The sequence below is a fragment of the Geomonas sp. Red32 genome, assembly GCF_023652955.1.
Lineage (GTDB): Bacteria > Desulfobacterota > Desulfuromonadia > Geobacterales > Geobacteraceae > Geomonas.
On sequence record NZ_JAKLOY010000003.1, the window covers coordinates 111261 to 133724 of the forward strand.

Consider the following 22464-nt stretch of genomic DNA (forward strand, 5'->3'; position numbering starts at 1 on the left):
GTTTACCAGCCGGGCCGGTCAAGAAGATTACGAAAATCGTTGCAAAATGGCCCGCGCTGCCTTATAAGTGGAGGCTCCGCTGACCATCACTACCCCCGCCTGGAAGGTAACAGCCGCTTGAAAGAAAAGCACTCATTGGCAGAACTGCGGCAAGAGATTGATGCAGTTGATGACCGCATCCTGGAGCTCTTGAATCAGCGCGCGACCTTGGTCAAAGAGGTAGGCGCGATCAAGACTGAGAAACGCAGCGATTTTCACGTTCCCAACAGGGAGCGCGAGATCTACGAGCGGCTCACCTCGAACAATCCCGGCCCCTTCCCGGCCGATGCCATCCGCGGGGTTTTCCGCGAAATCATCTCCGCTTCGCTGGCCCTGGAGGCCCCGATGCGGGTCGCCTTCCTCGGCCCCAACGCGACCTTCAGCCACCTTGCCGCCATGCAGCAGTTCGGGCTTTCCGCCCAGCTCTCCCCCGAGCGCTCTATCCCCGCCGTCTTCGAGGCGGTCTCCAAGGGCGAAGCGTACTACGGGGTGGTGCCGGTGGAGAACACCACCGAGGGGATGATCTCGCACACGCTCGACATGTTCATGGAGAGCGATCTGAAGATCAACGCCGAGGTGCTTTTGGAGGTCTCCCACTTCCTCCTCTCCCGCACCGGGCGTTTCGAAGACATCAAGAAGGTCTACTCCCATCCGCAGCCTCTCGCCCAGTGCCGCAAGTGGCTGGCCGATAACCTCCCCAACGTTCCGCTGGTCGACGTGGCTTCCACCACTTTGGCCGCCCAGATCGTCACCGAGGATTACACCGCCGCCGCCATCGCCAGCGAGTACGCCGCCTCCATCTATAACCTCAAGGTGGTCAAGGCGCGCATCGAGGACCAGGTGAACAACTTCACCCGCTTCCTGGTGGTCGGCAAGAAGATGGCGGACAAAAGCGGCGACGACAAGACCTCGCTCATGTTCTCGGTCCGCGACGAGCCGGGCATCCTGCACCGCATGCTGGAGCCGTTCGCCAAGCGGGACATCAACCTTTCCAAGATCGAGTCCCGCCCCCTGAAAAGGAAGGCGTGGGAATACATCTTCTACCTCGACCTCTCCGGCCACATCTCGGATCCCGAGGTGGCGGAGGCGGTCCAGGAACTCTCCGTCTGCTGCCAGTTCGTGAAGGTGCTGGGCTCCTACCCGCGGGCGCGGTCATGAGGAACCCCTAGCATGCTGTTCTTCGATCGAATGGTGGTGATCGGCCTCGGCCTGATCGGCGGCTCCCTGGCCCGCGTGCTGCGCGAGAAAGGGGTGGTCGGCGAGGTGATCGGGGTAGGGCGCGGCGAGGCGAACCTGAAAAGGGGGGTCGAGCTCGGCGTGATCGACGGCTACTCGTTCGACGCCAAGGAGGCGGTCAAGGGTGCCGGCCTGGTCTTCATCGCCACGCCGGTCTGCACGATCCCGGACGTGGTGGCGGAGATCGCTCCCCATCTCGAGCCGGGGTGCATCGTGACCGACGGCGGGAGCGTCAAGGAATTCGTGGTCAAGGGGTGCGAGCCGCTCATGAAGGAGGGAACCTTCTTCGTCGGTGGCCATCCCATCGCCGGGACCGAGCATTCCGGCGTCGAGGCTTCCTTCTCCACCCTCTATCAGAACCGCCGCTGCATCGTGACGCCGACCGAGAAGACCGATCCCCAGGCGCTCGCCAAGGTGGTGGAGCTTTGGGAGATCGCCGGCTCCACGGTTCCCTTGATGGATCCGGTCCAGCACGACCTGGTGGTGGCCTCCATCTCGCACCTGCCGCACATGGTGGCCTACTCGCTGGTCAACGCCGTAGACGGCTACGACCGCTTCGAGGGGGACCTCCTGAAGTACTCGGCGGGGGGCTTCCGCGACTTCACCCGGATCGCCTCCTCCGACCCGGTCATGTGGCGCGACATCGCCCTCACCAACCGCGACGCCATCCTGGAGATGATGGACTTCTTCTCCGGCTACCTGGCGAAACTGCGGACCCTGGTGGAGAAGGGCGACGGCGAAGGGCTCCGGGAGTTCTTCCATAATTCAAAGCAGAAACGGGACGCCATCCTATGAACAGTTATACCGTCCGGACCGCCCAGGGTGTCCGCGGAGAGATCCGCGTCCCCGGAGACAAGTCCATCTCCCACCGTTCGATCATGTTCGGCTCCCTGGCCCGCGGCATCACCCGCGTCACCGGTTTCCTCCGCGGAGAGGATGCCCTCTGCACCCTGGAGGCTTTCCGCGCCATGGGGATCGAGATCGAGGACGACGGGAGCAGCATCACCATCCACGGCAAGGGGATCCACGGGCTTTCCGAGCCGACCGACGTCGTGGACTGCGGCAACTCCGGCACCTCGATGCGGCTTTTGACCGGGCTTTTGGCCGGGCAGAACTTCTTCTCGGTCTTGACCGGCGACAAGTACCTCCGCGCGAGGCCGATGAAGCGCGTGGTCGGGCCGCTCTCCCAGATGGGCGCCAAGATCTTCGGGCGCGCCGGTGGCGAGAAGGCGCCGCTCGCCATCCAGGGTTCCAAGCTTTCCGGGATCTCCTACGACTCTCCGGTATCGAGCGCCCAGGTGAAATCGGCCATCATGCTGGCGGGGCTCTACGCCGACGGCGAGACCGTGGTGCGCGAGCCGCACCTCTCCCGTGACCACTCTGAAAGGATGCTCCGCTACTTCGGCGCCGAGCTTGAGACCTTCGAGGGGGGCGTCAAGGTCCACGGCGGGGTCGAGCTGACCGGCCGCGAGCTGATGGTGCCGGGCGATATCTCCTCGGCCGCCTTCTTCATGGTGGCCGCGCTGATCGTTCCCGGCTCCGAGCTGCTGATCAAGGGGGTAGGGGTGAACCCCACCCGCACCGGGATCATCGACATCCTGAAGGCGATGGGGGGCGATCTCGAGCTCACCAATCCCCGCGAGGAATCGGGGGAGCCGGTGGCCGATATCCTGGTCCGCTCCTCGAAGCTGAAGGCGATCGAGATCTCCGGCGACGTGGTTCCCCGCGCCATCGACGAGTTCCCGGTCATCACGGTGGCCGCCGCGCTCGCCGAAGGGACCACCGTGATCAGCGGCGCCGCCGAGCTCCGCGTGAAGGAGACCGACCGCATCGCCGCCATGGCCGACAACCTCCGCCGCGCCGGCGTCGAGGTGGCCGAGACCAAGGACGGCATGGAGATCACCGGCGTCGAGTGCCTGAAGGCCTGCAACGCCGACAGCTTCGGCGATCACCGGATCGCCATGTCGATGATGGTGGCCGGGCTCACCGCCCCGGGCGAGACCCTGGTCTCCGACGTCGACTGCATCGCCACTTCGTTCCCCGGTTTCCGCGATCTCCTGATGGGGGTCGTAAAGCATTGAGTGCACCAGCCAGGTTGAATGGGGTAATCGTCGCCATCGACGGTCCTTCCGGCGCGGGCAAAAGCAGCCTCACCAAGCTCTTGGCCCGGCGGCTGGGGTACATCAACATCGACACCGGCGCCATGTTCCGCTCGGTTGCCCTGATGGCCCGGCGGGCCGGCATCGGCTGCGAGCAGGACGCGGAGCTCGCCGAGCTTTGCACGGGGCTGAAGATCGGCTTCGAGCGCGACGGGGAAGGGTACCGCGTCCTCGTTAACGGGGAAGATGTCTCCAAGGCCATCAGGACCGAGGAGATCGGCATCCTGACCTCCTGCATCTCGGCCAGGAAGCCGGTGCGGGATGCGCTTTTGGCCATGCAGCGGGAGATGGGCGCCTTCGGCGGGGTCATCCTCGAGGGACGCGACATCGGCACCGTGGTCTTCCCGGACGCCGAGGTGAAGTTTTTCCTGTCGGCCAGCGCCGAGGAGCGCGGCCGCCGGCGCTGGCTGGAGCTGAAGGCCCGCGGCGAAGAGGTCACCCTGGAGGAGACCATCGCCAAGGTGATCCTCCGCGACCAGCAGGACGAAACCCGCAAGCACGCCCCCTTGAAAAGGGCGGACGACGCGGTCGACATCGACTCCACCAACCTTTCGATTGACGAGGTGCTCGACCTCATGGAGCGGACCGTCCGCGCCCGCCTGCTGGAGCTCGAGCGGAATTAACCTTCCCTTGATCAACATTGGGGATGGTTCCCTCCCCTTCAAGGGGAGGGACAGGGTGAGGATGGGGATTGGGCCGAACGTTTTGCCGAAGGCGGGCTTCCCCCACCCCCTCGCCCCCTCCCTCCAGGGGAGGGGGATAACTGGGTAAAAGACAAAGAGGATCTTATGGAAGTCATACTCGCGAAGCAGGCAGGGTTCTGCTTCGGCGTTAAAAGGGCCACTCACCTGGCCTTCGAAGCCGCCGACAAGGGTGGCGAAACCTATACGCTCGGTCCCATCATCCACTCCCCGCAGGTCGTGCAGCGGCTGGAGGAGATGGGGGTGGTTGCCCTCCAGGACGTGAAGGACGTCGAAAAGGGGACCATCATCATCCGCTCCCACGGTGTCACCGCCGACGAGCTGGAGGCCGCGGTCTCCCGCAGCCTCGAGGTGGTGGACGCCACCTGCCCGTTCGTCAAGAAGGCGCAGGAGCACGTGGCAAATCTTTCGCGCGCCGGTTATGACGTCGTCGTGGTGGGCGATGCCGATCACCCGGAGGTGCAGGGTATCGTCTCCTACGCCACCGGCCGCGTCTTCGTGGTTGGCTCCGGCGAGGAGGCCGAGAAGCTTCCCCGCATGTCCAAGATCGGCGTGGTGGCCCAGACCACCCAGTCCTTCGAAAACCTGCAGAACGTGGTCACCGCCTGCCTCAGCAAGGGGGGCGAGATCCGCGTCTACCACACGATCTGCGATGCCACCGCCGTCCGCCAGGAGGAAGCCAAGGCCCTGGCCAGCAAGGTCGACTGCATGGTCGTGATCGGCGGCTACAACTCCGCCAACACCAAGCGCCTCGCCGAGGTCTGCTCCGAACTGCTGCCGCGCACCCACCACATCGAGATCGCCAGCCAGCTCGATCCGGCCTGGTTCGACGGTGTCGAGAAGGTCGGGGTCACCGCGGGGGCCTCGACTCCGAAATGGCTGATCGACGAGGTCATGGACAGGATTAAAGAAATCGACCGAGAAAGAGGTTGACACAGTTTTCATATGTGCTACATTAGCCCGATTTTACAGGGTAATAAACTAGGGGGTACAGGCTCTGATGGGTGACGAAAAACAGATGTACAAGAAAAAAGATATGCCGATTAGGCGGTTACACGATAACGACGAGGATATGGAGCAGTCCGAGCAGGGCGGCGAGTTCGCCGACCTCTTTCAGGATAGCCTGAGGCAGCCGCAGAGCGGCGAAGTCGTCAAGGCGGTTATCGTTCAGATCGAGCAGGACGTCGTGCTGGTCGATGTCGGTTACAAGTCCGAAGGCGCCATCCGCATCGCCGAGTTCATCGACGAGAACGGCGACCTGACCGTCAAGGTCGGCGACGAAGTCAACGTCTACTTCGAGCGCGGCGAGAACATCCGCGGCCACATGGTCCTCTCCAAGAAGAAAGCCGATTCCCAGGTTGCCTGGGAGAAGATCGCCGCAGCCGGCGAAGGCGGCGTCATCGAAGGGCGCATCACCGGCAAGGTGAAGGGCGGCATGACCGTCGATGTCGGGGTCGAGGCATTCCTCCCCGCTTCCCAGGTCGACCTCCGTCCCGGCGGCAACATGGACCGCTTCGTTGGCCAGACCTACCAGTTCCGCATCCTCAAGATGAACCGCAAGCGCGGCAACCTCGTCCTTTCCCGCCGCGTGCTCCTCGAGGAGGACCGCGACAAGGCAAGGACCGAGACCCTCGCCACCCTGAAAGAAGGCGATATCGTCGACGGCGTCGTGAAGAACATCGCCGAGTACGGCGCGTTCGTCGACCTGGGCGGCGTGGATGGCCTGCTGCACGTGACCGACATGTCCTGGGGCCGTCTGGGCCACCCCTCCGAAATGGTCAAGGTGGGCGACACCGTCAAGGTCATGGTCCTCAAGTTCGACCGTGAGAAAGGGAAGATCTCCCTGGGCCTCAAGCAGACCGTGCCCGATCCGTGGCTCAACGTCTCCGAGCGCTACACCGAAGGCGAGCGCGTCCGCGGCAAGGTCGTAAGCCTCACCGACTACGGCGCATTCATCTCGCTGGAAGACGGCGTCGAAGGCCTCGTCCACGTCTCCGAGATGTCCTGGACTCGCCGCGTACGTCACCCGTCGGAAATCCTCAAGGTGGGTGAGGAAGTCGAAGCGGTCATCCTGGGCGTCGATCCCGCAAACCGCAGGATCTCGCTGGGCCTCAAGCAGACCGAAGTGAACCCCTGGACCGTGATCGGCGACCGTTACCCGGTCGGCACCAAGATCGAAGGCCAGATCAAGAACATCACCGACTTCGGCGTCTTTATCGGCATCGAAGACGGCATCGACGGCCTGGTCCACGTCTCCGACATCTCCTGGACCCGCCGCGTCAAGCACCCGGGCGAGCTGTTCGGCAAGGGCCAGACCGTGCAGGCGGTCGTTCTCAACATCGACGTCGAGAACGAGAGGCTGTCGCTGGGCATCAAACAGCTGGTTCCGGATCCGTGGGACGAGATCCCCAGGAAGTACCGGACCGGCTCCCGCGTGAATGGCAAAGTCACCTCCGTCACCGACTTCGGCGTCTTCGTCGAGATCGAGGAGGGGATCGAAGGCCTCATCCACGTCTCCGAGCTGTCCCACGAGAAGGTCGCCTCGCCGAAGGACTTCGCCAACGTCGGCGACGAACTCGAGGCAGTGGTCCTCAACGTGGATACCGTCGAGAAGAAGATCGCTCTCAGCATCAAGGCGCTGCAGTCCGCCATTGAGAAGGCCGAGATGGCCTCCTACATGGGTTCCCAGGGCGAAGCTACCTCCAGCTTCGGCGACCTTCTGAAAGAGAAACTGAAGAAGAGCACTGAGGAGTAGGTCAATTCGCCGGCAGGTACTATTTAATCAGCAGGACATTTGAGGTGTTACTATGACTAAAAGCGAACTGATTGACAAGCTGGTGGAAGTGCGCGGCTCCCTCTCCCGCAAGGAGTCCGAGGCCGTCGTTTCCATGGTCTTCGACGCCATGAGCGAAGCCCTCACCGCCGGTGACAAGGTGGAGATCCGCGGGTTCGGCAGCTTCACCATCCGCGACCGCGAGCCGCGGGAGGCGAGGAATCCGAAGAGCGGCGAGATCGTGAGCATCCCGTCCAAGAAGACCCCCTTCTTCAAGACGGGGAAAGATCTCCGCGAGCGCGTCAACAATCTCTAAGCGGTCGTGAGACCGTTAGCGGGCCCGGATGGCGGAATCGGTAGACGCAAGGGACTTAAAATCCCTCGATCGCAAGGTCGTGCCGGTTCGACCCCGGCTCCGGGCACCACGATTATTGGCAGGAAATTTTGAATAACGAGAAGGGGCTGCGGCTTGCGCAGCCCCTTTCTTGTATCCAGGGGCTGCGTATGAACCTGAACACCGGCCCCCTGCGGCGTTACATCCTGACCATCTTTACCTCGAAAATGTGCAACAACCTGACATAGCGAGTCTGACTGATACAATCCTAGTGTTTACGTTACTGTCTCAGAGTTGCTTGGCCCCTTTCCTACCCTAATCGGGCGTTCGGCAGGCGGTGGCATGAAGAAGAATCTCATCATTGTCGTCTCTCTGTTTTGCTTCCTCCCCCTGCGCCTTTCTCACGCAGCTCCGCTTCCTGTTCTCCCGGCATCCAGCCAGGAGTACCCTTCCATCCTCCATCCTTCAGACGGTGTCGCAGTCCGTCTTCCCAGCGGCCTCGTCCGTGCCGTGAACTACCTGTCGGGGTCCGGGGCGCCGGCTCCTCTTTCCCCGGAACAAAAGCCCCGGCTGGTGGCCCAGACCGCCCCGGAAGAGCTGTCCGGCCAGCAGGTCATCGTCGTGACCCGGGAGAGGGCCCGGCTCGTCGAAGGGGGCATCGTCGGCGGCGCGGCGCTGCTGGTTGTCCTGCTCCTTTTCTGGATAACGACCCTGAAGAGGCAGATCCGCGAGCGGAAGCACGCCGAGAAGCTGCTGCGGCTGACCGAAGAGCGGTACCGCACGCTCTTGGACAAGGCACCGGACGCCATCATGGTGATCGATGGGGACGCAGCATGCATCGTCGACGTCAATCACAGCGCAACCGAGCTCTTCGCCTGCGGCCGCGACGAGCTGATCGGCCAAGGGCCTCAGCGTTTCTATACGGAACAGCAGCCGGATGGGCTCGCCGTGCCCGAAAGCATGAGGCTCGCCACGGCGAGGGTGCTGAACGGGGAAGAGGTCGTCCTGGAGCGCTCGGTCCGTAATGCGCAAGGAAAGGAGCTCCTTTGCGAGGTGCATCTGACCAGGCTCCCGTCTTCCGACCGCAGGCTCATCCGTGCGAGTTTCCGGGATATAACCGCCCGCAAGATGGCCGAGCAGTTGCTGCGGGCGACCGAGAAACGGTACCGGGATATCTTCGAAAACGCACCGGTGGGGATCTTTCAGACGACGCGGGAGGGGCGCATCATCAACGTCAATCCGATGATGGCGAAGCTCTTCGGCTTCGACTCCTCCGAGCAGTTTAAAAGCGACGCTACCGACATCGGGCGGCAGTATTTCGTGGACCCCGAACAGCGCGTCTCGGTCATCCGTGAGGTGCTGGCTGCGGAATCGTTTATCCGCCGCGAGGTGGAATACCGCCGCCGGGACGGCAGTACCTTCTCTTCCAACCTCTATATCCGCGTGGTGAACGAAACGCCGGAAGGGGAGAGCTACCTCGAGGGATTCGTCGAGGACATCACCGAGCGGGAGCGCGTCACCAGGGAATTGCGCAAACTGTCGCAGGCCGTCGAGCAAAGCCCGGTCAGCATCCTGATCACCGATACCCGGGGCAATATCGAGTTCGTCAATCCCCGGTTCACCCAATTGACCGGATACCAGGCGGAGGAAGTCCTGGGGAGAAACACGAGCATCCTGAAATCGGGGAGCAATCAGCCCGAAACCTACCGGGACCTCTGGGGCACCATCACGGCGGGTGGCATCTGGGAAGGGGAACTTCATAACAAGAAGAAGGACGGCGAACTATTCTGGGAGCATGTCACCATCTCCCCCATCCGCAACCAGGGCGGCCAGACCACCAACTACATCGCCATCAAGGAGGACATCACCGACCAGAGGAAGATGAAGGAGCTTCTCTTCCAATCGCAGAAGATGGAGGCCGTGGGGCAGCTTGCGGGCGGTGTGGCGCATGACTTCAACAACATCCTCACCGTAATCGCCGGATACGCCACCATCCTGCGTCTGTCGGCCGAGTTGCCGGGGCCTCTCCAGGAAAAGGTCGACCAGATACTCGCCGCGTCGGAGAAGGCGGCCCAGGTCACCCGCGGGCTTCTCGCCTTCGGCCGGAAGCAGGTGATGGACATCAAGGTGGTCAACCTCAACGATATCGTGCAGCAGATCCAGAGATTCCTCGTCCGCATCATCGGCGAGGATATCCAGCTCAGGGTGATCGTCAACGAGCCGGAGCTGCCGGTGAAAGCGGACGTGGGGCAGATCGGGCAGGTACTGATGAACCTCGGCACCAACGCCCGCGACGCAATGCCGAAAGGGGGGCTGCTGGTCATCGAGACCGGCGTCCAGGAGGTGGAGCCGCATGGCGAGCGGGGGGCGGCCCCTGCAAGCGGCCGGTATGCCGTCCTGTCGGTATCCGACAGCGGGACGGGGATGGACGAGGTGACCCGTTCCAAGATCTTCGAGCCCTTCTTCACCACGAAGGAGGTCGGCAAGGGGACCGGCCTCGGGATGGCCATCGTCCACGGCATCATCACCCAGCACAACGGGTACATCCACGTGTACAGCGAACCGGGGAAGGGATCCTCATTCAAGATTTACCTCCCCTTGGTCGCCGGGGAGGGGGTGCCGCTACGGGAGCAGCCAGCCGGGGAGGCTGCCGTTGCCGGGGGGCATGAGACACTCCTCGTCGCCGAGGACGACCCCGCCCTGCGGAGTTTACTCCAGGAGGTGCTCAGCACGAGCGGCTACCTGGTGCTGACCGCCAGCGATGGAGAGGAAGCGGTGGCGGTTTTCGGAGCATATGCGGATTCCATCGACCTCGTGGTGATGGACATGATCATGCCCCGCCGCAGCGGGTGGGAAGCCGCCCGGGAGATCGCCCGCCTCAAGCCGCAGACCAGGATCCTGTTCACCAGCGGTTACACCAAGGATTTCATAAAAAGCAGGGGAGAGTTGCAGGAAGGGGTCGAGCTCATCACCAAACCGGTGCAGCCCCAGGACCTGCTCCGGGCGGTGAGGCGGATCTTGGACAGCCGGAGGTAGCCGCCAGCCTTGTGCCGGAGATGTCGAAGCCGCCCGCAATCGCCGGAACTTGACGAAAAGTAACGTTTTGGTTATGGCGGATATCTCTCAGCTATACATTGATCAACGTATTCAACATGTTGTCTGCATATTGTAACTTGCGGTTTTAATGGAATCGTGATATTTCCCTCCAATCGAATGCAGTTCGCACGCGAGCCACGAGGGAAGGGTAGCTGGTATGTCTTACAAAACGTTGAACGGGGTCTCCGGTTCCGGCCAGGACGTGCAATCTGTGGCTGCCATGGTTATTGCCGTGCTGGAGGATACCGGGGAGAGACTTTGGGGGCGCAATCTTTGGAAGAAGAACTACAGCGTCTATTTCAGCCGGGGACGGTGGGTTCTCTCCGATGGACGTAAGCAGGTTCTGACCGGACGGCGCGAGGCCTCCAGCGTGAAGCTTTCCGTCCAAATGGAAGAGAGAGGCTTTTACCTCGCCTTCGAAAAGCTGTCTCCCCCGCTGCAGCCGCAAACGGTTCGTACCGGCAGCCACTTGGAAAGCGAGCTGAGAGAAACGCTGTGGGGCATGTTCGCTGGCTACGCCACCCACATCCCCCAGGATCCCAGGACGATGCAGCCGCCGTCAAAATCGGTCTGAACCTACTTTACCTACCTATGGAAATGCCCGCTCAATGGCGGGCATTTCTTTTTACCGATAAGGCGATGATCTTCCACTACGCGTACCTTCCCCTTACCCCATCCTCCCCCCGCACTCTCCTTCATTTTCCTTCTATCCGCCTGATCTCCTCGAAGAGCTTCTCGTTGACCGGGGTCGGGATACCGTAGCCGCGGCCGATACGGATGAGCGTGCCCGCCAGCATCTCTACTTCGGTCTTGCGGCCGGCTTCGACGTCCTGGAGCATGGAGGTTTTCCCGCTCGCTCCCAGCGACGACAGTATCCGGTACCATTGGCCGATGTCGGCCTCGCCGAGGTCGACCTTGGCTGCCATGGCCACCGCGATCACTTCCCGCATTGCCCCGTCCATCATTTCTCTGGCCTCGGCCGATTCCCGCAAGGCGCCGTAGGTCGCTCGCAGCACGGCGGAGACCTGGTTGACCCCGATGTTGATCATGTACTTGAACCAGAGATTGCGGATCATGTCTCTGGGGGTCTCATGGGCGAGGCCCGCCTCATCGAAGAGGGCGGAGATCCGCCGTACCCGGCCGCTCAAGGTGCTGTTTTCCCTCTCCCCAAACTGGATCCGTCCGAGGTTCTGGTAGGTGACCGCATTTCCCTCCCGCACCGCATCGATTCCGAGCGAGAGGCCGTAGAGGACCTTCTCCATCCCGAAGGCGGCGCCGATCCGCTCCTCGCTGTCGATGCCGTTCATGACCGACAGGATGGTGGTGTGGGGGCCGACGGCGTTGGTCATCTGGCCGATCGCTTCGCCGAGGTGGTGGTGTTTGACGGCGACCATGAGGAGATCGGCGGGGGTGGCTTCTTCCGGGGGCACCACATCGATGGCGTGAGGGGTGCCGTTGACGGTGACGCCGTCGCACTTCAAGCGGTCGTGGCGCTCGCCAGCGGCGATGAAGGAGACGGAGTGTGAGGTCCTGGAAAGAAGGCTGGCGTAGATGGCGCCGAGGGCTCCGGCGCCGATGACGGCTATTCGGTAGGTAGAGTGGGGCATAGGCAGGGATGAGAAAGGAGAGTTTCCGCAACGGGCCGCAGCCATCAGGCCACCTTCAACACGGGGCAACCGGAGATCTGCTTGGTGCGGTGCTCGGGGGTGCCGATGTCCAGCGGCTCCATCATCAACCCGATCTGTTCGAAGAATTCGCTGGCTCCGGAAATGGTGCCGGAAAGCGACTGCTCGTCGGCCGGCTGGTGTTCGGGCGCGTAGATCCCGATAGTCCCGGTCTGCAGGCCGACGATGAGGGCGTATACCCTGGGCCCGCTATCCCGTTTCACGCAACAGATATAGCCGTCGCAACGCTCGGGCCCTTTGCCGTCGGGAGCGATCTGGGTGACGTTGAAGGATTTGTAGAGCACCATGAGGTCGCCGGGGGTGGCCAACTCGATGTCATGCATTTCCTTTTGCAGCAGGAAGAGTCCAGGGCCTTCCTCCTCGTCGTTGGAGAACGAGGGGAACGAGTCGAAACCGAAGCCGGTCGCCGGCGAGGCGGAGAGGAGCGTGGAGGCGGCGACGGTTTCCGGCCAGCCGCTGTAGATGGAATCCTGCTGCGGTTCCGGTGTCTTCCGCTTTGCCACCGTCTGCTCGGGCTCCTTGACCTCCGGCTCGGCGGGGGGCGGTTGGGGCTGAGCGGCCTTGGGAGACTCTGCACCGGCAGGTGCGGCAGCTGCCGCGAGCTTGCCGGGGCCGGTGGCCGCCTCCGCGGCGGGGGATACTTCTTCCGGGAACTGACCGGTAACCGGCTGGACGGCTTCCGGCTCGCTGCTTGTACTGCTTGTACTGCCCGCAAGCTCCAGCTCGTCGAATGGTGGGAACTCGATTTCGGCTAGTTCGGCCGGGACCGTCGGCTGCGGGGATGGGGCGGAATCGGCGATGGCGGCAGGTTCAGGCTGGTCCACGGGAAGCGGCACCGGCACATCCTTTTTCGCCTGCTTGATAGCAGGGGCGGCCGGACCCTCCGGTTCCGCCTCATGCAGGGGAAGGGGCGCCTCATGTTTCTGGACGGGCGCCGGCTCGTCCGGTTCCACTTTCCCGGCAGGAACGACCACCGCGTCCAGCCGCGCGAGCAGGTTTTCAACCTGGGCGGTCTGCTCGTTCTCGCGTTTGGCGAGGGCCTCGCGCTCCTCGCGCAGGGAGGCCAGCTCGCTACGGAGCGCATCCAGCTCTCCATTCTGCGAGGCGACCTTCTTCTCGAGTTTCTCGACCCGCTGCTCGCTGGCGGTCTTTTCGGCGGTGACCGCCTTGAGCTTGGCGCGGGCCGCTTCCAGCTTGTTGCCGGCGTTCTCCTTCTCCTGCCCGACCAGCAGCTCACGCTCCGCGACAACCGCCGCCAGTTCGGCGCGCAACGTTTCGATCTCGGTCTCCCTGGAGGTGGCACCTTCGTTTACTTCCTGGAGCCTTGAATCGAGCTCCTGGACCCGCGACTCGAGCTCCCGGACCCGTGACCGCCCGGTTTCCAGCTCGCCGGAAACCGATTCCACCTTGTCCCTCGTCTCGTGGAGCTCGCTCTCGGTGCGCTCTACCACCTGGCTCAACTCCTCGGTCCGTTGAGACAGGGCATCGCGCTCGGCGGCTAGCTTGGACGATTCCTGTTCCGCGGCGGCGAGCTTCCCGGCGAGGGCGGCCGTTTCTTCTTTCAGTCCGTTGCTCTCTGCCTGTGCCGCCTCACGGTCACCCTGCAACACCTCGCGCTGCGCCAATAGCGCCTCACGCTCAGCCAGTAGCGCCTCGCGCTCAGTCTGTGCCGCCTCACGCTCTGCCTGCACCGCCTCCCGTTCAGCCAGTACCGCCTCGTGCTCCGCCTTCAAGGCCGCTTGCTGCTGGCGCACCTCGTCGAGCTCCCGGGCGAGCCGGGACGCTTCCTCCCGTGCGGCGGCCAGCTCGCGGGATGCCGTATCGAGCTTCCCGGTGGCATCGGCGGCCTCGTCCAGCTGGGAGGCGAGCTGTTCGTTTTCACTTTGCAGGGTCCTTACCTTGGCGGAGGCGCCGAGGTGATTGGCGGAGAGCTCCTGCATCCTGAGAAGGAGATCGTCCCGCTCGCTCCGCATGGCGTCGAGTTCCTTCCCGATCTTGACCAGGACCTCGGCGATGGCCACCTGGTTCGCCTGCTCCCGGGAGAGGTCCGGCAGCGGGCTCAACTTGGCGGCTTTTGCGGCCGAGGCCGCCACGGCGGCTTGGGCTACGGCGGCGACCGGCGGGACGGGGTGCCCGGGATCTGCGGACCCCGCGGAGGGGGACAGGGCGGAGGCCTTGGTCAGGACCCGCTCCGGCTTGCTGCCGGGAAGATTGAAAATCTTGTAGTTGCGGACCACCACGGCCTTCATCGCCGGGCTGTAGTTGAGATTGACCCGTTCCGGCGCAAACCCCATCGACTGCGCGAATCCCAGCGCCTCCTGCAAAGAGCCCTGGTAGTCGTTCTCGCTGTCCGCACACTCCGAATCGGTATAGACGAAGTTGCGTCCCCGTTCGCCGGCCAAGGCGACGTAGACCTGTACGTTGGTGTTCTTTTTGACGGCGCAGATGTAGGCGACCCGCGGCTCGGGACGCGAGCCGTTGAGGTTGATGGGGAGAGGTTCGGATTGGTAGAGGTCGAGGACTTCGGATTCCGAAGTCTCGATGCTGGCGATCGAAGAGTCCAAGGCTAACATAACGCCTCCGCAGTTATCAAAATAGCTGGAGAAGGCTTCGGCTCAGGACACAAAAAACGGGTTGCCGAAGTGATATTTCGGCAACCCGGCTGTCTTACGAGAGACCCAATGGGCTTTCCGCCCCATCCTCGCGGATGGTTTAGTATTGTCGTGTATCAAAAAAATATGTCTTTTCCCGGTCATAAAACTACAACGAAATCTCTCAGAAATCAAGTTCTTGATTGAAAAAAAGGGACCATCATATTTCGGCCAGCTGTTCAAGGATATTGATCTGTTTCCGCTCCCGCTCGAACCCTTTGAGACTGTTATAGCCTTGGTCCCCGAAAGGGTGAAGCTTGTCCTGCCAGCGGAGTTTGAGCGCGAGGAGTTCGCGGTCGACATTGGCGCCCGGCCGAAGATCGGAAAGCACCTCGAGCACGCCGAATTCGAAGCTGTCGGCTCCGTACCGGTTGAGATCGTCCTGTAGTTCGTGGCTGAAGACCACCTTTCCCATCCTGAGCTGAAACATCCTGCTTTTGCGGGTACTCTCGAGGTTGTTGCTCGAGTCGATGTAGATCCTGCCGTTGGCCGTGTTGCGCAGCTGGTATATCCCCATGCCGGGGACGTTCTGCTTGTGGAGCCTTTTCACCGCTGCTCGCTGCTCTTGCTGGTTCACCTCTTTATCTCCCTTTGGTTGCGGCAGGGGAACGGCTTTCCCGCCCCCGTCTCCTTCCCGCCAGTACCCCGAGTCGTCCCGGCGGATCATTCCTTCGTCCACCAGCAGCCGCCGGACGGTGCAGTAGTCGTCGAAGAGTGGCCGGATCAGTCCGGTGACCTCCGTCTCGCTGTAACGGCGCCCCGCCTCGAAGCGCTGGGCGAACTGCTCGAGGACGATGAGCCGCTTCTTGTGCTGGGCGGGGAGCTTGTCGAGAACGCCGTGGGGAAAGAAGGTCTCCAGCACCTTGCGCCGGTGCTGCTCCATCCGTTCGTCCTGGATATCCTCGCGGACCGTCACGGCGGAGACCAGTTCCTTCAGGGTGGTCTCGAAAACCGGGGCGTTGGCCTGCACCATGACGTAGTACTGCTCCTTCCGGCTGGAGACCAGGCCGGCCTTTTCCAGCTTCTTCAGGTGGAACGATACCGTCGAGGGGGCGAGGGCGTGACGCTTGGCGATTTCCTCCACGTACTGGGAGCGCTCGAGGAGCGACTTGACGATGGCCAGCCGGGATTCGTCGGCGAGAGCCTTGATGATGGCGAGACTCTTTTCCGCTGTCATGGGCGATTCCTTCCGTTTCGATTGATTTCGAAATAAAAAGGTAATGCACTTCCTCCTCGCTGTCAATTTATTTTTATATCGGTCGAAGTGAAAATGTGATGCCGATCGGGTGGCTGGTACCGTCTCAGGTATTGCATCTTGCACCGTTTTGTGGCTGAATGGGCCGGATCTAAAATCCCGGTTCCGGCGAGGACAGTGCAATGGATGAAACGAAGGGGCGAAGCAAAGCGGCGGTGCTGGCGGCCGCTTTCTGCATGGTGATGGGAGGGGCTTCCTGCGTGCAGGCGGGGACGGCCACGGCGGGCACCTCCGTCTACCGGGGGGATGTCGAGCTGGTGAAGGTCACCGGAAAAGCCTGCGACGGGAAGCTGCGGCAGGGAAGCCGTTTGCCGGTCGAGGTCGTGATAAAGTTCGACGGCGCGGGAGACGGCGAGGCCGTCACCGGCTTTTTCAACGGCAACTCCATGGAGCAGGGCTTTTTCAGCGGGCCCGGCCTCGACAACCTCAAGGTGACCTATCCGGCCGACCTGGACGTCAAGGGTACCGCCCACAGCCTCTCGCTCGCGCTCTCCGGGAACGAGGCCACCGGTGCGCTCCATGAGAAGTACGAATCCCCGGTCTATGACTGCGTCTTCGATGACGTCCGTTTCACCCTGAGAAAGGAAGCGGACGGGGACGAGGGAGAGGCCGAGTACCTGCGGCGCTCCAAGCTGTTCACTTCCAAAACCTGTACCGAACGCGGTGCCAAGCTTCTGCACGGGAACCAGCCGAAGAAGGCCTTGGCCGAGTTCGAACGGAGCATCTCCCTGAAGACCGAAGCGGATCCCACCAGCACCACCCGTCTCTATCCGACCCTGTACCGTTCGCTGGCGCTCACCATGCTCGGGCGCGATCAGGAGGCGGTCAAGGGGATCTCCGAGCTGGTGGCCGAGGAGAACCCGGCCCCCTTCGCCTCCAACACCATCAAGCTCGTCGTTCCCGCCAAGTTGTGCGAATTCGTCAAGGACGCCAGCGATCCCTCGCTCACCAAAGCCGCCACCACCCTGCTCGACGAGCTGGCGGTGGAATTCGACACCACCCCGGTGATCAGCAGCGGGCTCTCCGCCTGTTTCGCCTCCCTGGGCGATCGCGAGCGCGACGCGCAGGGTGCTCCGGAAAAGATCCTGGAATACTACCAGAAGGCACTCGATCTCGATCCCGGCAACATCGAGGTGGTCGCCCGCATGGTGGAGATCTGGGCTCACCAATCGCAGTTCGGCGAGGCGCAGAAGCTTCTGCAGTCCCACAGCGCGCTTGCCATCAATGCGATGGGGCAGGACCACTACATGATGATACAGGGCCGGCTCCTCCACGGGCAGGCCAAAGGGCTGGAGGCGGCAGGGAAATACGGCGAGGCGGCCGACGTCTACCGGAGGGCGCTGATCTCCGACCCCGACAATACCTTCTCCCTCGCATCCTTCGTGCGCAATATGGGAAAAGCGAACCGGCTGGAAGAGTCGATGGACTTTCTGGATGAGACCAGGGAGAGATGTCACGATGACCGCTGCCGGAAAGCTTATACTGCCGAGCTTGAAAGGCAGGAGTTTATCATGCGCACCTTAGAAAAATTGCGGTAAGAGCATAGGATCCGGCACAAACCTTGAAAACCTGCTAGACTATGAAATCGCGAGCGTGTAAGGTATCTCTCACCGCTGCTGCCGTATCCTTTGCTCCACTACAATTCAATCCATGCTGACAGATGGGGGTGCTGTGATGCCGAAGAGGATTCTCATTGCCGACGATCAGATAGCGACCAGGGAAGCGCTCAGCAAGTTCGCCACCAACCAGGGATACGAAGTGGTGGCGGTTTCCAACGGTTCCGAGCTTTTGGCCCATGTCGAGGACGAGGAATTCGACGTGGTGATCACCGACCTGGTGATGCCGGACCTAAACGGCGTCTCCGCGGCCGAGATCATGAAGCTGCACGGAGCCTCCGTCCCGGTCATCGCCCTGACCGGACTCCCCCCCCAGGATGTGAACCCCTACCAGGACAAGTTCACCCGCATCTACCATAAGCCGGTCAACGCCAGCGAGCTCATGAAGTACGTCGGGACTCTGCTCCGCAAGTAGACGGTAGAAAGGCAGGAGAAGCGTTTCATGCTGACCATGCAGGACATCAAAGATCACTACTTCTTTACCGAGGTCGATGCTGGACTGCTGAAGGAGCTTCTCCCCCTGGCCACCGGGCATGGCGACCGGATGATCAGCGAGTTTTACGAGTATCTCTTTAAGATACCGGAAACCGCCGCCTTCCTGCGCGACGAGAGGACCCTCGCCAAGCTGAAGAAGCTCCACCTCCAGTGGTTTCTCTCCCTATTCTCAGGGGCCTACGACAATCAATTCATGCTGACCCTGCAGCGGATCGGGCAGGCGCACGTCGCCTCCGGTCTCAAGGCGCACTACGTGAACGCGGCCATGAACGTCGTGCGCCGCTTTCTCATCGAGCTTTTGCAGGCCACCTACCCGGACATCCAGCAGCGCCGCAAGTACCGGATCGCGGTCGAGAAGATCATCGACATCAACCTCGACATCATGAGCTCCTCCTACCAGGAAGAAGAGCTCCGCAAGGTGTTCGTCTCCCACAAGCTGGAGTCGAAGCTCATCCATGCCGCCGAGCGCTTCACCTACGGATTGAACCTCATCCTGGTCGTCGCCCTGACCGGCGTCTCGCTGTCGGTGGTGGCTCTTTTCGGGTGGGACGTGGTGCATATCTTCCAGGGGGACTTCGAGAAGGGGATCCTCTCCGCGCTCGGCTCGCTCCTGATCCTCTGGATGATGATCGAGCTGATGGACAACGAGATCAAGACCTTGAAGGGGGGCAAGTTCAACATCCTCATCTTCATCGGGGTCATCATCGTGGCCCTTATCCGGGACATCCTCATATCCACCCTGCGCCACGACGAGCTGGAGACCCAGATCTTCCTCGCCGGGACGCTGCTCATACTGGGCATCGTCTACTACCTGGTGGCCAAAAGCCAGGGGAACAGCGCCTCCTGACGGGGGCGTTTTGGTACGGGAGGCACGCCTTGTCGCAGTTCAGCTTTTTCCCCACCCCCGTCTTCAGCTCCAAGTTGGACAAGATCCACAAGCACGACCCTCCCGGGCACGCGCGCATCATGGAAGTCATCGACCGTCTGCTGGAGAATCCCGGCGACGCCGATGGCTGGATGCACGGAGGCCACCACGGCCGGTTGAAGAAGTACGTCGGCCGCCGCGACTACCGGCTCATCTATCACTGGTGCGAGAGCTGCAGAAAGGAAGAGAAGAAGCTGGAAGACAAGTGCGGCTTCTGCCGGCAGGTGGGCGACAACAGCGTGATCTTCTTCGACGTCTACCACAAGAACGAGGCGAACAGGGTGTAGAGCAGAGGTCCGTACCCACCGTACCGTCCCCTTCCAGGGGAGGGGGAAGTATGAGACCGCTTGCGCGATTAAATATAAAAGGGGACTGGCACCTGCGGAGCCAGTCCCCTTTGTCGTAGTCAGGATAGAGGTTGCAAGAGGGGGGGACGGAATGGTTTGCGGTGGTGCCGTCGTGCTACTTCTTCGATCCGCCGACGGTGATGCCGGTGATGAGGAGGGTGGGCTGGGCGTCGGCGACGGGGACGCCTTGGCCGTCTTTGCCGCAGGTGCCGATCCCGAAACCGAGATCATTCCCTACCATGGTGATCTTCTTCAATACCTCCGGCCCGTTCCCCGCGAGCGTCGCTCCCCGCACCGGCTCTCCTACCTGGCCATTTTCGATCAGATACCCTTCCGACACCTCGAACACGAAATCGCCGGTGACGGTGTTGACCTGCCCACCTCCCATGCGCCGGACGAAGATGCCGCGGTCGACGCTTTTCACGATCTCGGCCGGGTCGCTTTCTCCCGGGGCGATCAGGGTGTTGGTCATCCTCACGATGGGGCGCGCGCGGTAGGACTCGCGACGGCCGTTGCCGGTGGATTGACAGCCCTCTTTCATGGCGGAAAGCCGGTCGTACATGTACCCCTTGAGGATGCCGTTTTCCACCAGCACGGTCTTCTGGGCGGGGCTCCCCTCGCTGTCGAAGCTGAAGGATCCGCGGGCATAGGGGATGGTCGCGTCGTCGATGACGGTGATGAGCTCGGAGGCGACCTGCTGGCCGGTCTTGCCGCGGTAGACGGAGGTACCCGCCTGCACGAGGTCGGCCTCCAGCCCGTGCCCGATCGCCTCGTGTACCATGGTCCCCCCCGCCTCGCTGGAGAGGACCACGGGGAACTGCCCCGCCGGCGATTTCCTCGCGCCGAGCATCATCACCGCGCGGGATGCCGCGCGCACGGCCAGCTCCTCGGGGGAGGTGTCGTTAAAGAGCTCGAAGCCGCGCTGGGCGCCGATCGGCTCATGCCCCGTCTGGGTCACCTCGCCGTCGCGCGCAACTACCTGCGCGATGAATACGGTTGAGGTGGCGAGGTCCTCGTGGAATTCTCCCAGCGAGTTCACCGTCTGGGTTTTCACGAGGGAGTCACGGTAGGTCGCCATCACCTGGCGTACCCGCCGGTCGTGATCGCGGGCGGCACGGTCGGCGCGGGTGACCAGGGAGACCTTCTCCTGGAGCCCGATCTCGTCGGGAGAGATGGCTATCGGGAAGGAGCCGCTTTGGCGGCGGCCGAGGTTGATGTCCCCTGCAAAGGGGGCGCCGTTGCGTACGCCACGGCTCAAAGTGTCGGCCAGCTCCAAGAGCGAATCCCGCGTGAGCAGATTGGTGTAGGCGTAGGAGGTGCCGAGGGCGGAGATTACCCGGATGCCGATCCCGCGGTCCCCCGCGGAAAGAATGCGCTCGACCTTGCCGTCGTCGCAGGCCACCGAGGTGGCCGTGCTGTCCTCGAAATAGATGTCCGCATACTCTCCACCGCCAGCGAGGGCACGCTTGAGAATGGCAGTAGTGTCGAGCGTCTCTAGCACGGTTCCCCCTCCTCGGTCACTTCCCTGACCTCTATCTCTTTGGCGAGAGCCTCCATAAGCTTAGCCATGTCATCGGCGAACGGGAGAGGGTAGTTCACTTTCACAATCCCCCGCTTTCCGTCCACTGTGCTCATGGTGGAGAGTCCTTCATACCCCTCGAGAATAAACTTCATGTAGACCAGGTCCCGGCCGGCGAGCTGGTAGTATCTGTTTGCCGTCTCCAATGCCATCCCTTCGGCAGCCTCTCTCATCCGCTCTCCCTAACGTCCCGTCCTTGATTGGGAATTCACCAAATTTACATACCACTACGGTTGGCAAAAAACAAATTTTCTTTCCCCTTCTTGCCTCTCTGCCGCCATCTGATATTTTCTCTGGCATGGCATTAACAAAAACTAATACATATTTCCGCCCGCGAGCCTTCCTGGTTGTCCGGCTTTTCCTGGTCCTCTGGCTGCTGATTTCCATACCCTTCACTGCTCGGGGCGCCTGGGGCGCTTTCCAGCCCGATCTCGCCGTGCGTGCCGCCGCCGATAGCGATGCCGCCTACCTGGGGAGCGGGGTGATCGAAGCCGCCGCCTCGCTGCAAAGCGTCTCGCAAGGTGCCTTCGAGGGAAATCCGGCCAGGTACCGGGTGCAGGTCAAGAACGCCGGCGATTTTCCGGACCGCTTTCTGCTCAAAGGTACCGGCGGGGGAGGCGGCTTCGCCGTTGCCTACCAGGATGGCGCCGGGCTGGACCGCACGCTGGAATTCGCAGGGGAGGGACTTCTCACCGCAGCCTTGGCGCCGGGTGCCTCGGTATCCTTCCTGGTCCAGGTCACCCCAGCGGCCATCACCCCCGGGGCGAGCTTCCGGGTGGCGGTTACGGCGGTGTCGGTGTCGGATGGCGCTAGGCTCGACCAGGTGAAGACCGAGACCGTGGCCTGCGGATCTACTCCGGCGTTGACCGTCTCGGCCCCTCCCGACGGCACCGGCCTCCCGGGAAGCGTGGTCGCCTATGCCTACACGGTCACCAATGTCGGGAGCACGGTCAACGATTTCGCGCTCTCCACCGTCGCTCCCGGTGGATGGCCGACCCTCGTCCGCGGGGATGATGGCGCCCCCAAGCTATCGACCGGTCCGCTCGCCCCCGGTCTCTCCAGCCGTTTCGTAGTGGCGGTTACCGTGCCGCCCGAAAGCCTTGACGGCGCCAACGCGGTGACCAGGCTGGTGGTGGCTGGAACCGGGGCGGGAGGAAGCGACGACGTCACCACCACGGCCCTCGCTGCCGCAGTGACCGTCACCGAGACCGTTCGCAACATCACCCAGGGAGGGAGCTTCCAGACCTCCGCGGCGGCGTACCTGGGCGACACCCTGGAGTACCGCATGAGCGTGACCAACAGCGGCTCCGCTCAGGCCAATGCCCTGTCCATCGATGAGCCTCTCCCCCAGCACACCGCTCCCGTGGCGGGGACCTTCTGGGTCGGCACCTCCGGTACGGGAGGGGGATCCCCCTGCGCCGGCGCCGAATGCGGTACCGCGAAGGAGAACGCAGGAAGGGTGATCGCACGGCTCGGCCAGGGGGCGACCGATTCCGTGGGAGGTGCGCTCTCGCCAGGTAAGACCCTCTATGTCTACTTTCGTGTCCAGGTAGAGTGACCAGCGCGGTGAAAG

19 protein-coding genes, 1 tRNA gene and 1 riboswitch are annotated in these 22464 nt (G+C 62.5%); of the genes, 15 read left to right on the forward strand and 5 right to left on the reverse strand.

Annotated features, from left to right (window positions below):
* Positions 1–117: 117 nt before the first annotated feature.
* The 10 genes from pheA to L4X63_RS09860 all read left to right on the forward strand — a co-directional run bounded on the left by pheA (position 118) and on the right by L4X63_RS09860 (position 10912).
* Entirely contained in the window at positions 118–1197 is a 1080-nt protein-coding gene (gene pheA / locus L4X63_RS09815) for a prephenate dehydratase (protein WP_250678450.1), read from the forward strand.
* 12 nt (positions 1198–1209) lie between these two features.
* Positions 1210–2070, forward strand: a complete 861-nt coding sequence (locus L4X63_RS09820; protein ID WP_250678451.1) for a prephenate dehydrogenase — start codon at positions 1210–1212, stop codon at positions 2068–2070.
* A complete protein-coding gene (gene aroA / locus L4X63_RS09825) occupies positions 2067–3356 on the forward strand; it encodes a 3-phosphoshikimate 1-carboxyvinyltransferase (RefSeq protein WP_250678452.1) in 1290 nt (429 codons plus the stop codon). Before L4X63_RS09820 ends, aroA begins: the two co-directional genes overlap by 4 nt.
* Positions 3353–4057, forward strand: a complete 705-nt coding sequence (cmk, locus tag L4X63_RS09830; protein ID WP_250678453.1) for a (d)CMP kinase — start codon at positions 3353–3355, stop codon at positions 4055–4057. Before aroA ends, cmk begins: the two co-directional genes overlap by 4 nt.
* A 165-nt stretch (positions 4058–4222) precedes the next feature.
* Positions 4223–5068, forward strand: a complete 846-nt coding sequence (locus L4X63_RS09835; RefSeq protein WP_250678454.1) for a 4-hydroxy-3-methylbut-2-enyl diphosphate reductase — start codon at positions 4223–4225, stop codon at positions 5066–5068.
* Positions 5069–5135: 67 nt separating this feature from the next.
* On the forward strand, positions 5136–6890 hold the full coding sequence (locus tag L4X63_RS09840) for a 30S ribosomal protein S1 (RefSeq protein WP_250678455.1): 1755 nt from the start codon (positions 5136–5138) through the stop codon (positions 6888–6890).
* A 52-nt stretch (positions 6891–6942) separates the two neighbouring features.
* Positions 6943–7224, forward strand: a complete 282-nt coding sequence (locus L4X63_RS09845) for an integration host factor subunit beta (protein ID WP_250678456.1) — start codon at positions 6943–6945, stop codon at positions 7222–7224.
* A gap of 22 nt (positions 7225–7246) precedes the next feature.
* A tRNA-Leu gene (locus L4X63_RS09850) sits at positions 7247–7333 on the forward strand.
* A 251-nt stretch (positions 7334–7584) separates the two neighbouring features.
* Positions 7585–10278 (forward strand): hybrid sensor histidine kinase/response regulator, encoded by a 2694-nt coding sequence (locus tag L4X63_RS09855; protein WP_250678457.1) that lies wholly within the window; start codon positions 7585–7587, stop codon positions 10276–10278.
* 217 nt (positions 10279–10495) lie between these two features.
* Positions 10496–10912: a hypothetical protein gene (locus tag L4X63_RS09860; protein ID WP_250678458.1), complete on the forward strand. Its 417-nt coding sequence runs from the start codon at positions 10496–10498 to the stop codon at positions 10910–10912.
* 121 nt (positions 10913–11033) lie between these two features.
* On the opposite strand, the gene L4X63_RS09865 is transcribed toward L4X63_RS09860, so the two are convergent.
* From L4X63_RS09865 to L4X63_RS09875, 3 genes are all read right to left on the reverse strand, one after another.
* Entirely contained in the window at positions 11034–11945 is a 912-nt protein-coding gene (locus L4X63_RS09865; protein WP_250678459.1) for a ketopantoate reductase family protein, read from the reverse strand.
* Positions 11946–11989: 44 nt separating this feature from the next.
* Positions 11990–14596 carry a coiled-coil domain-containing protein gene (locus tag L4X63_RS09870; RefSeq protein WP_250678460.1) on the reverse strand — a complete coding sequence of 869 codons (2607 nt, stop codon included), beginning with the start codon at positions 14594–14596 and terminating at the stop codon, positions 11990–11992.
* Between the two features lie 76 nt (positions 14597–14672).
* A riboswitch (cyclic di-GMP riboswitch) is annotated at positions 14673–14750 on the reverse strand.
* An 84-nt stretch (positions 14751–14834) separates the two neighbouring features.
* Entirely contained in the window at positions 14835–15851 is a 1017-nt protein-coding gene (locus L4X63_RS09875) for a metalloregulator ArsR/SmtB family transcription factor (RefSeq protein ID WP_250678461.1), read from the reverse strand.
* Positions 15852–16051: 200 nt separating this feature from the next.
* Here L4X63_RS09875 and L4X63_RS09880 point away from each other — a divergent pair, with 200 nt between their 5' ends.
* The 4 genes from L4X63_RS09880 (at position 16052) to L4X63_RS09895 (ending at position 19252) form a co-directional block, all read left to right on the forward strand.
* Positions 16052–17467, forward strand: a complete 1416-nt coding sequence (locus L4X63_RS09880; protein WP_250678462.1) for a tetratricopeptide repeat protein — start codon at positions 16052–16054, stop codon at positions 17465–17467.
* 136 nt (positions 17468–17603) lie between these two features.
* Positions 17604–17960, forward strand: coding sequence for a response regulator (locus L4X63_RS09885; RefSeq protein ID WP_250678463.1), 357 nt, complete (start codon positions 17604–17606; stop codon positions 17958–17960).
* A gap of 27 nt (positions 17961–17987) precedes the next feature.
* On the forward strand, positions 17988–18887 hold the full coding sequence (locus tag L4X63_RS09890; RefSeq protein ID WP_250678464.1) for a protoglobin domain-containing protein: 900 nt from the start codon (positions 17988–17990) through the stop codon (positions 18885–18887).
* Positions 18888–18916: 29 nt separating this feature from the next.
* Positions 18917–19252, forward strand: coding sequence for a type II toxin-antitoxin system RelE family toxin (locus tag L4X63_RS09895; RefSeq protein WP_250678465.1), 336 nt, complete (start codon positions 18917–18919; stop codon positions 19250–19252).
* A 175-nt stretch (positions 19253–19427) separates the two neighbouring features.
* Here the strand turns inward: L4X63_RS09895 and L4X63_RS09900 are convergent, their stop codons facing one another.
* Complete coding sequence (locus L4X63_RS09900) at positions 19428–20813, reverse strand: TldD/PmbA family protein (RefSeq protein ID WP_250678466.1); 1386 nt, start codon at positions 20811–20813, stop codon at positions 19428–19430.
* Positions 20807–21064: a DUF4911 domain-containing protein gene (locus tag L4X63_RS09905; RefSeq protein WP_250678467.1), complete on the reverse strand. Its 258-nt coding sequence runs from the start codon at positions 21062–21064 to the stop codon at positions 20807–20809. The genes L4X63_RS09900 and L4X63_RS09905 overlap by 7 nt, the downstream gene beginning before the upstream one ends.
* A gap of 125 nt (positions 21065–21189) precedes the next feature.
* Between L4X63_RS09905 and L4X63_RS09910 the strand changes: the two genes are divergently transcribed.
* Positions 21190–22449, forward strand: coding sequence for a COG1470 family protein (locus L4X63_RS09910; RefSeq protein WP_250678468.1), 1260 nt, complete (start codon positions 21190–21192; stop codon positions 22447–22449).
* The last annotated feature ends 15 nt before the right edge of the window (positions 22450–22464 follow it).